Origin of the sequence: Desertibacillus haloalkaliphilus, assembly GCF_019039105.1 — a bacterium.
GTDB lineage: Bacteria > Bacillota > Bacilli > Bacillales > KJ1-10-99 > Desertibacillus > Desertibacillus haloalkaliphilus.
Genome location: NZ_JAHPIV010000004.1, coordinates 196,358 through 212,436, shown reverse-complemented (window position 1 = coordinate 212,436; position 16,079 = coordinate 196,358). Strand labels below are relative to the sequence as shown.

Sequence of the window (16,079 nt, the reverse complement as noted above, 5' to 3'; positions counted from 1 at the left end):
TTGGATTTAAATGGTTTTACTGTATCTTGCAATCCTATCCAATAAATAGGCGAATTTACCATGCTAGAAGAAATGTTAATAAGGAAGGTGTATAATCAGTTTATTAGCGGATTAAAAAACGTTTGTTTTATCATATAAAAGGAATGTGTAATAATAGAAAATATAATAGAAAAAAGGATTTGGTCTTAAATGATACATCGATGCGCGTGGGTGACAAATAAAGAGCCACTATATAGAGAATATCATGATAAGGAGTGGGGAGTTCCTGTATTTGATGATCGACTTCTATTTGAAATGATCTGTTTAGAAGGGGCACAAGCTGGACTAAGTTGGTGGACAGTTTTACAAAAAAGAGACCATTATCGCAAAGTGTTTGATCAGTTTGACGCCGAGAAGATTGTTCAATATACAGATGAGAAAATTCAATCACTACAAGAAGATGTAGGGATTATACGCCATAAGATGAAGATACAAAGTGTTATAACGAATGCAAAGGCATTTTTGCAAATAAAAGAAGAGCACGGATCATTTTCAAACTATATATGGAGATTTGTTGAAGGAGAAACGATTATAAATGAGTGGAAAACCGCTGAAGAAGTGCCAGTTCATACCGAAATAAGTGACAGAATGAGTAAACAATTAAAAAAAGACGGGTTCAAATTTGTAGGCAGCACAATCTGTTATTCTTTTATGCAAGCCGTAGGAATGGTAAATGACCATACCCTAGACTGCTTTTGTCATCCACACCATAAAAGTAGGTCGAATACATGGATGCAGCAATAACCAGTATGTTAGATAAAATAATGGGGAGGTGTACAGGTGCAACCTTTTACTGAAAAAGTGATCGAGGTCCTCCGAAACATTCCAGTAGGAAAGGTTATGACTTATGGCCAAGTTGCGAGCCTGGCTGGAAATCACCGAGCTGCGCGACAAGTCGTGCGTATTCTCCATTCCATGAGTCAAAAGTATTCTCTGCCATGGCATCGTGTCATTAACGCAAAAGGACAGATTTCTCTATCAAACGAAGAGTCTTATCACGAACAAATAATAAAACTGGAAGTAGAAGGCGTTGAAGTAGGAGAAAATGGTTTGGTTGATTTAGCGAAATATCAAGTGGGGATATCAAAAGCTGATCAACATCAGTAGATCGATTCATTGAATGATAAACATAGTTTAACATTATAAAAGAATGAGCATGTAGGTACTTTAAATGGAGAGCAGGACGTAGTTGAAATCAGCGACCTGCTTTTTCACTTCAATTATTTTACATATAATTGTTATATTCATAGAATTTATTGATACATTTATGTATAGTATATATACTATTGTTTAACATGAGGTCGTTACAATGGAAATATATGTATTATCGGGGTGGTAACCTTCAGTGTCATGCAAATGTACTGTTGGTGTTCTTTTTTTTCGTTCATTCTTCCATTTGGTGCTTAAGGAGGGGACCCTGGCGGTGGTGGTGGACCCCTCCATGCGCGTTTTTTACGGATGAATGGTAACTGTCGTTCCGATTGGAATAATACTAGCTAACTCCTCAACATCATGGTTAAACATTCGAATACAACCTCTTGAAACGGCTTGACCAATGGAGCTTGGATCATTGGTGCCGTGAATGCCATAGTACTGTTTCGACAAACTCATCCACATTGTACCGAATGGCCCCCCAGGATTTGGTGCTTTATTAATGATGATGAAATTTCCTACGGGTGTCGCATGAAGGATTCTTCCTACTGCAATTGGATATTCTTTTTGAAAAATACCATCTTTTAGTAGGGTTAGTGTACGATTCGATACTGAGACATTGATATGATAAGGAATTGTATTAAGCGGGGGAAATCCGGGTATAACGATCGATTGTCCTGGATAAATGAGGTTAGGATTAATGGAGGGGTTGGCACGAATAATTTCAGAAAGTGGTGTCCGGTAATCAATTGAAATTTGTGTGAGTGTTTCACCTAGCTTAACCGTATGAATCAGCGTAAAAACCTCCGTTGTTATAATGGTTATAATTCATTGTATGTAGATCTTGGCATTTGGTTTCTCAAATGTAAATGATTAGGTAGTTAGATATCGAATTATTTAAAAGAAATGTAGTTTTAAACAGTAATGTAACTACTATCGTTTAAATCATAACAGAGGAGATGTTATATGTAGTGGCAACGATGACACGTCAACTAAACATAGAAACTAATCTAACCAATGTAGAAAAAAAGAAAATTATTCTATTAATCTGTTCAGTGTTATTATTTTCTGTAATGAATGGGACCATGTTCATGATCGCAGTGCCCGATATCGCCCATTCGTTTTCACTTTTACCTTCTCAAGTAAGCTGGGTCGTGACCGGCTATATTATTTTGTATGCGATCGGTGCATTAATGTACGGAAAGTTAGCAGATATATATCCTTTAAAAATGTTATTAACGGTCGGGCTCTGTTTATTTAGTTTAGGTTCAATATTAGGCTTTTTCGCACCGAACTTTTTGCTGGTCATTTTTGCCCGGATGATTCAGGCTACTGGTGCAGCTTCAATTGTAGCTTTAGTTTTTATCGTACCATCAAGGTATTTTCCTGAAGAACGAGGAAGAGTATTAGGTATCGTTTCAAGTACAATGGCTTTCGCTTCTGGGGTTGGTCCTGTCATTGGCGGTTTTGTTACTGGTGCACTAAACTGGCAATATTTATTTTTAATTTCTGCGTTAGTGTTATTTGCGATTCCACTTTTGTGGATCTGGATGCCAGAAGAGGAGAAGAGAGATGGGAAAGTTGATATCCTTGGTGCCGTGTTGATTGCCATAGGTGCAGCATCGATTATGCTTTTTATTACGCTATTTAATTGGTGGTATCTTCTCATAACGATTGTGTTCTTTGCTTTGTTTGCCTGGAGGGTAAGGAAGAGTGATCACCCATTTATTCACCCAGACTTGTTTCAAAATAATATTTTCCGAACGACGATAATTACAGGCTTTTTCGGTATTATGTCGATGTTTGGGATGATGTTTATGTTACCGCTACTGTTAAGTGACGTTAATGGATTAAATGCTTTGTATATAGGTTTTACTCTATTCCCCGCGGCAATGATTGCGGTTTTTGCTGGTAAATGGGCCGGTATGCTAGTTGAAAATCGTGGGGCAAAACAAGTCGTATATATGGCATTTGGATTAATGATTCTAGGTTTCATCCTACTATCAACCTTTATAGGAAGTACATTTTGGGTTCTTGGTATTGTCGTTATCATTTGTTACATCGCTTTTCCGTTCATTCAAACATCGACCGCAAGTCTGATCTCAACAGCTTTGTCTAGAAATGAAATTGGTGTTGGTATGGGAATCTATAATTTATTTAATTTAATGGCAGGTGCCTTCGGGAGTACAATTATCGGGAAGTTTTTGGACTATAATAGTAGTATCCTGCTTAATCCTTTTTCCTTAGCCGAAGCAAATGGAATTATGTATAGTAACGTATTTATCGGGATAACCGTTTTGACGATATTAAATGGTTGTTTCTTTTACTTTTCCCTTAGAACTATATAAACCGTACGTTAGTGAGGGGGTTGATTGAATTAACTTTATCAGCCTTAAAAATGGGGGTTATGCTAAAAGGATGAACATTGTTCAAAAAAATGTATGGTTGCTCTAATTCTCTTGTCTATTCATTTCTCGCTATCTATTAGTATGATGTAGTAATACTCCAGAAGAAAGGGGAGAACACCATGCTAGTAGATAGGATTATTGATACTGGTTTGAGACAAATAGGTAAACCTTATCGCTTTAATGCAGCCCCATTTCAAACAAACTTCTTTGATTGCAGTTCTTTTATCCAGTATATTTTTGGCGTTCATGGTATTCGTCTCCCCCGTAATTCTCGGCAACAATTTCAGGTTGGTCGACCAGTCCCTTTTCAAAAGATTCGAAAGGGTGATTTGTTGTTTTTTACAACAAAAAATAGAAGATATCGGTTCGGTACAGAAAGAATAGGGCATGTTGCTCTTTATATAGGGAATGGGAAAATATTACACACGTTTCTTAAAGGGAAAAAAGTGCAAATTTCTTCACTGAATCGTTATTGGAAAGGTGTCTTTCTTGGTGCGAAGAGATTGATTTTTTGAGTAACCGAATTACTTTAGTGAAGGGGTAAACAAAATCTAAATTCGGAAATTCGTATTATCATGAATTAAGGTAGCTCAATTTAAATGTTTTTACCGGATGTTACGGTTGTTGATGCTTTTTAATTTCACCGCTAGTTGTTCGTTCAATTTCGTAACAACTTATGAATGTGATATAAAATATGATACGATCTTTTACATAAAATAAACAAAGAGGTCGTACTGATTTTGACAGGAGGTAGATCTGATGAAGAGCTTATGCTTGTTTCTTGGGTCAAGCAGTGGGGACCCTATTTATTCAGAGAAAGTCGCTGAGCTAGGTAAGAAGTTAGCTCAAGATCAACTAGAAGTGATCTACGGAGGAGGAAATGTTGGATTAATGGGGGAATTGGCTCGCTCAGTTACTGAGAATGGCGGGAAGGTGACAGGTGTGATCCCAAAAAAATTTTACGACAACGTACCTCATATAGAGTTAAATGATCTCCACATTGTCGAAACGATGCATGAAAGAAAAAATAAGATGTACGAGCTTGCAGATGGATTTATTGCGTTACCAGGAGGCATTGGTACGCTTGAAGAGCTTGCTGAGGTGTTAACTTGGCAACAGGTGGGATTTCACCAAAAACCAGTTGGGTTGTATAATATAAATGGTTTCTATGAACCGTTTCGAGATTTACTGTCCCATATGGTTTCGTCTGGATTTTTGTCAGAAGAATTTTTCAGCACCCTTATTATTGAAGATGACGTTGATATTCTTCTTGAGAAGCTAGAGGATTTTGATTATAAACAAACGAAATGGAAAGAGTAACGCTAAGTACCCTCATAAATAGAGGTTTATGATTGACGGCCGTTTTGTGGATGTTACAACAAATCATTCAGAAAAGGTCGTCATTTTTGTATGCGCATAAGGATTGTATTTGCAAAGATTATAATTGAGCTGAAAATTGGTCGGTATCCTAGGGGATTGCTGTACTATTTATTTTTTAGATAGGAATAAGATCTTTAAATGTAATGACATAAAATAATTGTTCTTTCATTTATATGGACCATTGAGATGAAAGGTTAGAGGATGAAGGTGAATATGTTGACTTTAACTAGCGGAGAATACATGAAGTATGTTTATATATTTGCATGTCATGAGGATGAGGTTTCTTTATGTCGCTTGGAAATGCGCTCACTTTTTGGAATGGACACAGAATCTATGGTGTTGGAGTCAAATGTACGAATTGAACCAAGGCGAAGCCCGTTTATAAAAGAACGAATTGAAGTAATCTATAGAGGGACTACAAGAGAAGGACTTGCTGAACAAATTAAGCAGATGGAGCAAATCGAAACAACATTCAAAGTCATGTTTATCTCTCATGGTGGGAAGAGTGATAAAGTTGATTTTCAAGAGCGGCGTAAGATTGAACGGGACTTTGGCTTACTCCTGAAAGGAGAAGCCGACTTAAAGGATCCAGAGTTGATTTTTGCTGTGATGAAAATCGATGGATGTTGGTTGTTCGGGACTTATCTGAAGGGTGAGTCCGTTTGGCTACAGCACCAAAAAAAGCCACAGAATTATTCGACAGCTTTGAGTACACGCGTAGCTAGGGCTGTTGTGAATATAGGGGTACCGCACCCAAAAGGAATGAAAGCGATTGACCCTTGCTGTGGGATCGGAACCGTGCTTATTGAAGCTTTATCAATGGGAATTGATATTGTAGGCAGTGATATTAATCCTTTGGCAGCGATTGGTGCCAGGACAAATGTGGCACACTTTGGTTTTACCTGTGAAGTGCTATTAAGGGATATTCGTAAGGTTAGCGGTCGGTATGATGTAGCGTTTATCGATATGCCTTACAACCTTTGTTCAGTGCTAGATCCTAACGAGCAGTTAAGCATGCTTCAACATGCTCGGACGTTTACTGATAAATTGGTGGTTATAACGATTGAAACGATCGATTCAATTATTATCGAAGCGGGATTTGACATCATTGATCGATGTGTAGCGAAAAAAGCAGGATTTACTAGACAGGTTATTGTTTGTAATTAATGATCATCTTATGAACTGTACACTGGTCTCGTAGGTCTAGAGCGATGTAGTTTGATCGAGGTAAAAACAATCAACCTCATAAATAAAAGTAATAAGGTAGAAGAGGAAGAGACAATGAATACAAAGGTCAGGGAGTTAACGAGTAAAGATTATCCTTATTTTGCAGCGATGGATACTGCTGTTGAGGGTGATTATATCGGTCATATTTTTGACCATCTTACAACCGGAAACCATCGATTATTTGGACTATTCGAGAATAATGAAATGATCAGTATGGGCGGTTATTCGATATTTGCCGGACGTTATGCGATGTTAGGACGTCTAAGAAGCGATCGTCGTTATTGGGGAAAGAATTATGCAACTGACGTATTAACATATGTTTTAAATGAAGCGAGGAAAATCAAGGGTGTTTGCTGGATCGGAGCTAACACACAGGAGCATAATCTCCCTGCTCAACGTGTTGTTGAAAAGCTCGGACTTTCACCTTATATAACGTTACACGGTGCCGTTACAAAGGATATATCTAAGCTTGAATCAGGAGCTAATCTTTGGACGCCGGTTCATTCAACTAAGCGAAAAAAATACTGGCTTAATGAAGTTTTTATTCAATCGTCAAAAGTCTTCCCATACGAATGTTATTACCCTTTCCCCGCCTCTGAAGCGTTATTTCCAGAGAACGAAATAGAACACTGGTCCTTTTACGAAAATGAATCAAAAACAAGAGTCCTCATAACAAAATATGATCAAAAGAAGGATCATTATTTACATGTTGTCTATCCATGGTGTGACTTCTCAGTTCAAAAAGGATTGTGGGATACAATTACTTTTGCCTATCGACAGTTAACGAAGAGAACAGAAGGTGATACATACATATGGATTGATTTTACGAAGAAACAAATTCAGGCCCTACTGGCTATCCATCCATTTGAAATACCACCAGCATGGATTTTATATGGGGGAGAAGTAAAGAACTAAGAAATAATCATACAAAATAGAGTTCCGTTATTCAGAGGTAGGTATGACTTGATATTGAGATGGGGCGAGAACTAAAGATATAATGGTTGTCAGTTAATATATTTGAAAGCTAGATTGTCGTGTCCTTCATTCAATCTAGCTTTTTTTCTTGTATTCATATTTTCTTCAAATTCTCCTCTTATGATTGAGTATAGAGAGATAATTATATGGTTTAAGGGGTGATGTAAGTTCACTATGAAACTATTAGAATAACAAAATGTAAATATATTGTGTCAACTAGTGCTATGAGATCTATTTGTAAAGTAAAAATGGTATAATTCTAAATTGAAAGGAACAGTGGGGGGTGAAAATCAAATGAAATATATCATCTTTTCTCTTAGCTTTTTGCTTGCCGTTGTGTTAGTCGCTTGTAGTGGTGAAATTACAGACGAAGGAAGCTCTTTATCTGAGACAGAGGATATAAAACAATTGGTGAACGATTATAGTGTAGGTAACATAACTGGTCACACCGCATCGATCACATCACAGCAACTGGTTGTGAATGACAGTGACCGAAACGAAACAACTTATGACTTACCTGAAGACGAATTTTTTGTTTCAATTGCACCTTACGTCAATGAAACTCATCCTTGAATGAATCATAGCTTGACAGGTTGTCAAGGTGAACTAGTAAATGAAGAGTTTGATGTTTATATTGAAGATGAAGAAGGAAATGTTGTCGTGGACGATACGTTAAAATCCCTGCCTAATGGGTTTATTGATTTATGGATCCCACGAGATAAAACGTATTATACAAAGATCGAGCATGATGGAAAAACGGTAGAAGCGGAGTTTTCTACGTTTGAAGAAGACGGAACGTGCATTACAACAATGCAGTTGACATAAAGAGGTCAGGATAAAATTAATATTGGCAATGGCTTCACTCGTCACATGCCGTTGTGAGAAACCCACTCACACCGGACTTTTAAAAGATGGTGGCGTATCGCTCATTGCTTCGAGGCTGTGACAAAGGTAAAAACCAACCCTTTGTCACAGCCTCTTTTTGTGCCAGAAATAAAGCTTACGTACAAAACTTAGAAATCATTTCTCTTCTAACACTACCTTTCATTAAAAAATTCCTATTCTAAAGATTATGAGTTTGAAATCTCTTCCTCCGTTAGCTCTACATATTATTTATGTATAAATTATCCACCCTGAATAAAAATAACTCTATAAATTGAATTAGAGAGGAAGGATAACATGGATAATGTATGGCTTGCCAGAATGTTATTTGGCAGCTCATTAGCATTTCATATTATTTTTGCGACCCTAGGGGTTGGTCTTACTTTTATGATCTTGATTGCAGAAATTATGAGAGCTATTAAGAAAGATCAAGATTACGGCATTTTAGCTAAACGCTGGACGAAAGCAGTAGCGATACTACTTGGAGTAGCAATTCCCTCTGGCACGATCGTCGGTGTCATGCTTTCATTATTGTGGCCTGGTTTTATCGAAATAGTTGGTCAAGTGATCGCCTTACCGTTTACGTTAGAAATTTTCGCTTTTTTTCTTGAAGCATTGTTCTTATCAATTTATGTTTATGCGGCTGATCGTTTGTCCTCAACGATGCGTATCATTAGCGTATTTTTTGTAGCACTAGGAGCTGTGGCCTCGGCTGTATTAATTACAAATGCACAAGCGTGGATGAACACACCTACTGGGTTTGATGTAAGTGGCGGAGAAATTGTGAATGTTCGCCCGTGGGAAGCTGTGATGAATCCAGCATTTGGTTATACGGCTGTGCATGTGGCAAGTAGTGCTTACATGGCAACAGCATTCGTCGTTGCCTCTGTTGCTGCCTACAAGTTACTAAAAGCTAACTTAAGTAACAGAAATACAGAATATTATCGGAAGGGACTAATGATTGCACTTATATTTGGGGCAGTTACCTCGTTATGGACGGCAGTAAATGGACATTCAGCTGCTGTTGGATTATATGATAATGTTCCTGTTAAGTTAGCGGCAGCAGAAGGGTTATTTGAAACTCAGGATAATGCCCCTCTTGCGATTTTTGGAACACCAGATCCAGAAGCTAATCGTGTAGTTGGCGGTATTGAAATCCCGGGCATGTTAAGCTGGCTGGCAACAGGTTCCACAGAAGGCGTTGTAAAAGGACTTAATGATTATCCAAGAGATGAATGGCCACCTCTTTTTGTCCATACGTTATTCAATATTATGGTTGGGATTGGAACGTTATTAATTGCGGTTTCCTTTGGAGCAATTGCTTATCGGATCTTTTTCAAAAAGGGATATCCTCAATGGTTACTAGTATTACTAGTTGGAAGTGGTCCTCTTGCTATGTTGGGGATTGAGACAGGTTGGATATTTGCTTGTGTAGGAAGACAGCCATGGACAATTATAGGTTTTCAACGAACAGCGGATGCCGCAACACAATCAGGAAATCTTGGCTTCTTTTTCACGCTATTTGTATCATTGTATATTTTCCTATTAGTACTTACAGCATTGGTTATGCGTACATATTTTAAGCGAAACCCGTTGTCAAAAGAATTTGAAATGAAGTCATCGGTCTAGGTGAGGGGGATTGAAATGAGTGAAGCTCAAATTGCGATTACAATTATCTGGTTGTTTCTGTTTCTGTATGCGTTAGCAGGAGCAATTGATTTTGGAGCAGGTTTTTGGTCTATGTATTATTACGGTCGAAAAGATACAACAGCTGCGAATTTTGCAAATCTATATTTATCTCCTTCGTGGGAAGTGACAAATGTATTTTTAGTGTTACTTGTTGTTGCACTTGTCGGTTTTTTTCCAGGGGCTGCGTTTGCATTAGGATCGGTAATGATTGTTCCGGTTAGTTTTGTATTGATTTTACTGATTATTCGCAGTGCATTCATGGTTTATTCCTATTCTGTACAGAAGTATACGAAGCTCTTTACTTATATCTCAGGAATCACTGGGTTGTTAATCCCAGCGCTGATGGTCAGTGTATTACCTATTATTATAGGTGGTTTTATTGAAGTGGTGGGGGACCGTCACTATATCCTATATGACCAGTTACTTACTAGTCCTACATTATATGCACATATCGGTTTTGGGATTTCTGCTGAATTGTTTTTATCATCCCTGTTTCTAAGTGATTATGCCAGTGAAGCCAAATCAACAGACACCTATAACGTGTACCGAAGAAATGCCATTATATTTGGGCCGATCATGTTATGCTTTGCTGTTGCCGCGACGTTAACGTTAATTCCTGAAGCGATGTGGATGGTTGAAAACATGGCAAGAGAATGGGAGTTATTCGCGTTGAGTCTCATTGCGTATTCAATCGGTTATAGTTCGCTATGGTGGCCTTCGAAAAAACGTACGATCGGTCAGCCTCGTGTCGCAGTTTTATTAATGATTGTTCAGATTGGTCTTGCGAGTTTAGCATATGGTATGTCGCATATGCCGTACATCATTTACCCTGATTTAACGATTGATGACGCGCTAACTAATTTAACGATGTACCGCTCTTTACTATTTGGTTATGGCATAGGAATGGCCATTTTAATACCGCTATTCTTATGGTTTTGGCGATTGTTTCTTAAAGATAAACGGTACCTCACACATCAAAAATAAATGAACGGTTACAAACTAGATTCATCCTATTCATTAGGAGGCTGAACCTTGAAACAACTTCGTAAAATAGCATACCAACAGAAAAAACATATCTATTCCCTTTCCTTTGTAGCCTTATTTATAGGTATTGTCGCAGTGCTACAAGCTTATATAATTGCATCAGTTGTGGATCAAGTATTTTTAAAGGGGCTGACCTTTCGAGAAGTTATCCCTTTCTTAGCGATCCTCCTTGTTGTATTTCTAGCACGAACTTTTTTGTCTTATGTGAGTGATCGGCTTGGCATGAATATGGGGGAGAAAGCGAAAGCGGAATTTCGACGTATGCTTCTTCATCATTATATTAAAAATCCATTACAAGCCTTGATGAAAGGTCAATCAGGGAATCGAGTAAGCATGGTCATAGATGCAGTGGATGAGATTGAACCGTACTATAGTAAATATTATCCACAAATGATCCAATCGAGTATCGTACCAATCATAATCATAAGTGCTGTATTTTGGCAGAGTTGGATTTCCGGTGTGATTTTACTCCTGATCGCACCTTTGATTTCTCTTGCGATGGTAATTATTGGCCGAATAACCAAAAAGAAAGCTGAGAATCAGATGGAGAAGCTTGCTGCCTTTTCTGGAGTCTTCCTTGATCGTTTACAGGGCCTTGTGACACTAAAGCTTTTTGGAAAAGCAAGTGAGCAACATGATGTAATAAGGCAGAGTAGTCTCGATTACCGTGAAGCAACTATGGATGTTTTAAAAATTGCGTTTCTTTCTTCTTTAATCGTTGAGTTATTTTCGATGTTTGGAATTGCACTAGTCGCTTTTGAGGTAGGGGCACGGCTTGTCATTTATAATGAACTTTCTTTTTTCGCTGCATTTTTTGTACTCATCCTTGCACCGGAATTTTTCGCATCATTAAAAGAGTATGGGAGTGCCTTTCATGCAGGGAAAGGGAGTGTTGGTGCTGCTAAAAAGATCATCGATGAAATAGAAGCAAGGAATCAATCAATTGAGTGGGGAAACAAAAGGTTTCAAAAGGATGGACCACCTAAGATTGAACTAAAGAATGTTTCTTTTACATATGAAGGAGGAAGTTTTTCAATCGAGGGGGTTAGTGCTGTCATTGATCCATACAGTGAGACTGCGATTGTTGGGGGGAGTGGATCAGGGAAAACAACCTTACTTCACGTTATAGCGGGTCTGTATCCGACAACTGGAGGACAAGTTCTTATGAATTATTGTCCTTTGTTTCAATATAAAGAACATGAGTGGTATCAGCAATTGACTTATATTTCTCAACATCCGTATTTATTTTCTGGCACGATAAAAGAAAACCTTATCATGGGCAGTCATAGACAAAGTGTTTCTAGAGCTGAATTAGATGAGGTCGCCGAAAAAACTGGATTAACACTTTTGATAAACGAATTGGAAAAGGGGTATGACACCCAAATTGGTGAAGGAGGAAGAGGATTATCGGGAGGGGAGAAACAACGCATTGCTTTAGCTAGAGCTTTCTTAAAAAGGCCATCTGTTATTTTGTTTGATGAGCCAACGGTAGGTCTTGATCTTCAAACTGAACAAATCTTACAGCAATCGATAAAAGAGCTTGCTCAACATTCTACAATGATTACTGTAGCTCATCGGCTCCATACGATAAAAAATGCGGATCAAGTATTGTTAATGGAAAATGGTTCGATTCGTGCACAAGGGGCCCATGAAGAATTAATGTCATCAGCAAGTGATTATCGCAAAATCGTTGAAGCTCAACAAAAGGGGGCGGTAGGGTGACAGATTTAAAAGTCATCGTTAAGCAAGTCATGACCGATAAGCGGGGGATTTCATTATCGATCCTGTTTGGTTTTCTATCAGGGATTGCCGCGGTCGGATTATTTGCCACTAGTGGGTATTTAATCTCGAAAGCTGCTCTGCTTCCTCCCTTATATGTTTTGACTTTCAGTATCGCCTTTTTGAAATTATTCAGTATTATCCGGGCAGTGAGTCGTTATGCAGAACGGTATTTTTCACATCGAGCAACGTTTACAATTTTAAGTCAGCTTAGAGCGCTTTTCTTTCAACGGTTAGAACCATTCGTTCCCTCTATTTTTGAAAAATATCGCAGTGGAGATCTGCTTTCTAGAATTGTGGGAGATGTAGAAAGCCTTCAACATTTTTTCTTACGTGTCTATTATCCGCCAATTGTGATGTTGCTTGTTTTTTTATCGACTGTTCTTTTTACACTTTTTTTCTCGATTGAAGTTGCATTTCTATTTATTGTTGGTCTTGTTATCACAGGTTTCCTTGTACCATTATGGTTTGCTCGAAAACAAAAGAGAGTTGAGAACGAAGTTAGTGAATTCAGAAGTCTGTTATCATCAGAGGTAACGGAATTAATGCTTGGTTTTTTAGATTTAAAGCTTTATCAAGAGCTTGGCTTACGAGAAAAGGAGCTTTCGGATCTCTCTAATCAATATATTACCAAACAAAACCAAAGTAAGAAGCAAATGGTGTATAGTCACGTGATAAACCATTGGGTTGCTCTTTTAGTTTCGTGGTCCATTCTTAGTTTAGGTGCCTTCTTAGTAGCGCGTGATCATCTCGACGGTGTTTTTCTTGCAATGCTAGTCATGATTTCGTTGACGGTCTTTGAAACGTCGACACCGATGGCGGCCTTTCCTCTACATTTTGAAGACAGTAGAAGGGCTTCTCATCGGCTCTTATCTGTTGTTGATAAGCATAGGAGAAAGGCAATAGATGAACCAGGATATGGAAGTGAAAATGTTGAGCCTTTGAGTTCAGGAGCTATCCTTTTAAAAAATGTTTCCTATCGTTTTCCCGATGAGGAGCGTCTGGCCTTACATGATGTAACCATTAGCTTACCTTCGGGGTCAAAAACGGCCATTGTTGGACCAAGTGGTTCAGGAAAATCAACTTTACTCAATTTGTTGTTAAAGATCTATCATCAATATGACGGTGAGATTATCATAGGTGGGAAAAACCTTACGAATGTAAAGGAAAAAGAAGTTTGGAAAAATATGAACCCGGTCTTACAAACAAATCATTTTTTTTATGGTACGATTCGAGACAATCTACTCTCGGATAGAACTGTAACAGATGAAGATATGTTACATGCTCTTTCCGTTGTAAAGCTTGATCATTTTTCACTTGAAGATTTTGTTTTAGAAAAAGGAACTAATCTTTCTGGTGGTGAAAAGCAAAGACTAGCAATCGCTAGAGTTTTAGTGAAAGCGGAGACGCTCAGTGATCGTTCTGGGATACCGATTTGGATTTTGGACGAACCAATGTCTTCAATTGATGCTTTAACCGAACGTCGTATTTATAAACATCTCTTTCAGCAGTACGAGGGGCATACAATGATCCTTGTAAGTCATCGTTTAACGGGCTTAGAAGAGATGGATCAAATAATAGTGATGGATAAGGGGGAAGTTATCGAATCAGGTACTTTTCAAGAATTGATGAACATGAAGGGATATACGTATAGGTTGAAACAGATTGAACAAAGTATCTTTTTATAAGTCTGATAGTTAATATAATAAATTTTGTGACCTAGTGAAATAAGCCTCCTGTAAGTAAAACTATGGGAGGTTTTTATTTCTTGAAAAATGAAAATTAAACATCATTAAAGTCATTTTTTGCTCGCTAGTTTGAACTTATTGCCAACCCATTTATCATTAAATGTAAATAATAATTATTACGGTTTTCGAAAAAGTGGGAAGGGATCTGAATTCTAAAATATAATAGGCTGTTTTAGTGAAAGTGTGGTAGCATAAAACAAGTATGTAAAAAAGTGGTTGTGGAGCGTTGTGACAAGAATATAGGAAAAGGAGCGAAAGAAATGGCGTCATGGAACTTAGCAAATACACAACACCATCTTTTGATTTGTAATGGCAGCAGTTGCAAAAAAGAAGGAGCTGAAGAATTAACTCAATCGATTAGAGATGAAATTATGGCTAAAGACCTAGATTCTTACATTCATACATCGAGGACACTTTGCAATGGGCGTTGTCAAGATAAATGTGTACTTATTTCATATCCCGATGGTCATTGGTATAAAGAGATGACTAGTGATGATGCTCCTCGTTTTATTGATTCATTAATGAACGGAAACACAATTGCAGATAGAATAAGTCATACATATAACGGAAAAGGATTTGTGCGATCTGAAGGCACTCCAGCAGGTAAAGAGAAAAATGCAGAGCTAGTGAAAAAAGTTTCAAAGAACTTATAAAATTAGAGGTAGATATTGAAGCTCCATTGTTGCTAGAAAAAATGATTACAATATATGCACGTCATTTAAGGGTAGCCCCATAACTAGAGCTACCTTATCTTTGTTTGTTAGATTCTAGCAGACCCTAGCAATTGGTAAATATTTTGTTTAAAAAATGTACGATAAAATCAAAAGATTTCAAATGAACCAGTTATTTTTATGGTAAAGTAATAGAAGTATGCGTTTAAGTGATCGTATCGATGTAATTATCTATCAAAGAAGGTTTTTATAATGGGAAAACGAATAGGGATTTATTTAGCTGGCTTAGCTATTGCTGCGTTGGGCATAGCCTTAGTGATTCTATCTTTATTAGGGGCAGGTCCTTGGGATACTGTTGCTATAGGCTTAAACGGTTATCTTGTACTAACCATTGGAACGTGGTCGATCATTATACAACTTCTTTTTACGTTACTCACTTGGTTAATTGAAAAGACTAGGATTAGAATTGAATCGATTATACCAATTGTGATCCGTAGTTGGTTTCTAGATATTTGGATTTATTTAGTTTTTAGAAACGCAGACTTTTCATCTTCTTGGGAGGCTCAATGGCTATGCTTATTAGGTGGTATCATCATAATAGGTATTGGGATTAGTATTTATTTGGAGGCACAGTTCCCTCGTTTACCGATTGATGGCTTAATGATTGCGATCTGTCATCGGTTTAATTGCAACTTCAATATTTCTAGGTTGAGTATTGAGGCGACAGGTGCAATACTCGGGCTATTATTAGGAGGTCCCGTTGGAATTGGAACATTAGTTACAGCGTTACTTTTAGGTAAAGTAATTCAAGTTTTCCATCCAATGATAAAGAAGTTGCTGCACATTCAAGTGAAAACTGTTGAAACTCGTACATGATATGAGAAAATAGCAGAAGATCTTTTCATTGAACAAAAGTTTGTAATAACTAAGGCAAGAACACAAAATATTAAGTTATTGTTTGCTAGTCATTAGGCTGATCAAGGCCACCGTGGTAAGCACAGTGGTCTTTTTTTCGATTTCTTCTTGGAAGTAACTTTATGAATTTACATTGATTGGGAACGATTTCCTTTATATTTCCACTCATA

15 protein-coding genes are annotated in these 16,079 nt (G+C 37.6%); 14 read left to right on the top strand and 1 reads right to left on the bottom strand.

Features of this window, described 5'->3' with window-relative positions:
• Positions 1–189 precede the first annotated feature (189 nt).
• Together KH400_RS06340 and KH400_RS06335 are read left to right on the top strand one after the other, a co-directional pair.
• A complete protein-coding gene (locus tag KH400_RS06340) occupies positions 190–783 on the top strand; it encodes a DNA-3-methyladenine glycosylase I (RefSeq protein ID WP_246589404.1) in 594 nt (197 codons plus the stop codon).
• Between the two features lie 36 nt (positions 784–819).
• Positions 820–1,146, top strand: a complete 327-nt coding sequence (locus tag KH400_RS06335) for an MGMT family protein (protein ID WP_217223022.1) — start codon at positions 820–822, stop codon at positions 1,144–1,146.
• Between the two features lie 345 nt (positions 1,147–1,491).
• On the opposite strand, the gene KH400_RS06330 is transcribed toward KH400_RS06335, so the two are convergent.
• Positions 1,492–1,986: a L,D-transpeptidase family protein gene (locus KH400_RS06330; RefSeq protein ID WP_217223159.1), complete on the bottom strand. Its 495-nt coding sequence runs from the start codon at positions 1,984–1,986 to the stop codon at positions 1,492–1,494.
• A 185-nt stretch (positions 1,987–2,171) separates the two neighbouring features.
• Here KH400_RS06330 and KH400_RS06325 point away from each other — a divergent pair, with 185 nt between their 5' ends.
• From KH400_RS06325 to KH400_RS06270, 12 genes are all read left to right on the top strand, one after another.
• On the top strand, positions 2,172–3,539 hold the full coding sequence (locus KH400_RS06325; protein ID WP_246589416.1) for an MFS transporter: 1,368 nt from the start codon (positions 2,172–2,174) through the stop codon (positions 3,537–3,539).
• A gap of 179 nt (positions 3,540–3,718) precedes the next feature.
• Positions 3,719–4,114, top strand: coding sequence for a C40 family peptidase (locus KH400_RS06320; protein ID WP_217223018.1), 396 nt, complete (start codon positions 3,719–3,721; stop codon positions 4,112–4,114).
• A gap of 244 nt (positions 4,115–4,358) precedes the next feature.
• A complete protein-coding gene (locus KH400_RS06315) occupies positions 4,359–4,919 on the top strand; it encodes an LOG family protein (protein WP_217223016.1) in 561 nt (186 codons plus the stop codon).
• 273 nt (positions 4,920–5,192) lie between these two features.
• Positions 5,193–6,146, top strand: a complete 954-nt coding sequence (locus KH400_RS06310) for a TRM11 family SAM-dependent methyltransferase (protein WP_246589403.1) — start codon at positions 5,193–5,195, stop codon at positions 6,144–6,146.
• 114 nt (positions 6,147–6,260) lie between these two features.
• Complete coding sequence (locus KH400_RS06305; RefSeq protein WP_217223014.1) at positions 6,261–7,121, top strand: GNAT family N-acetyltransferase; 861 nt, start codon at positions 6,261–6,263, stop codon at positions 7,119–7,121.
• Positions 7,122–7,475: 354 nt separating this feature from the next.
• Entirely contained in the window at positions 7,476–8,006 is a 531-nt protein-coding gene (locus tag KH400_RS06300; protein ID WP_217223012.1) for a CueP family metal-binding protein, read from the top strand.
• 354 nt (positions 8,007–8,360) lie between these two features.
• Positions 8,361–9,692, top strand: coding sequence for a cytochrome ubiquinol oxidase subunit I (locus KH400_RS06295; RefSeq protein ID WP_217223010.1), 1,332 nt, complete (start codon positions 8,361–8,363; stop codon positions 9,690–9,692).
• Positions 9,693–9,707: 15 nt separating this feature from the next.
• A complete protein-coding gene (locus KH400_RS06290) occupies positions 9,708–10,736 on the top strand; it encodes a cytochrome d ubiquinol oxidase subunit II (RefSeq protein ID WP_217223008.1) in 1,029 nt (342 codons plus the stop codon).
• Positions 10,737–10,784: 48 nt separating this feature from the next.
• On the top strand, positions 10,785–12,518 hold the full coding sequence (gene cydD, locus KH400_RS06285; protein ID WP_217223007.1) for a thiol reductant ABC exporter subunit CydD: 1,734 nt from the start codon (positions 10,785–10,787) through the stop codon (positions 12,516–12,518).
• A complete protein-coding gene (gene cydC, locus KH400_RS06280) occupies positions 12,515–14,263 on the top strand; it encodes a thiol reductant ABC exporter subunit CydC (RefSeq protein WP_217223004.1) in 1,749 nt (582 codons plus the stop codon). Before cydD ends, cydC begins: the two co-directional genes overlap by 4 nt.
• A 320-nt stretch (positions 14,264–14,583) precedes the next feature.
• Positions 14,584–14,976, top strand: a complete 393-nt coding sequence (locus KH400_RS06275; RefSeq protein ID WP_217223002.1) for a (2Fe-2S) ferredoxin domain-containing protein — start codon at positions 14,584–14,586, stop codon at positions 14,974–14,976.
• Positions 14,977–15,246: 270 nt separating this feature from the next.
• Positions 15,247–15,870 carry a YczE/YyaS/YitT family protein gene (locus tag KH400_RS06270; RefSeq protein ID WP_217223000.1) on the top strand — a complete coding sequence of 208 codons (624 nt, stop codon included), beginning with the start codon at positions 15,247–15,249 and terminating at the stop codon, positions 15,868–15,870.
• Positions 15,871–16,079 lie beyond the last annotated feature (209 nt).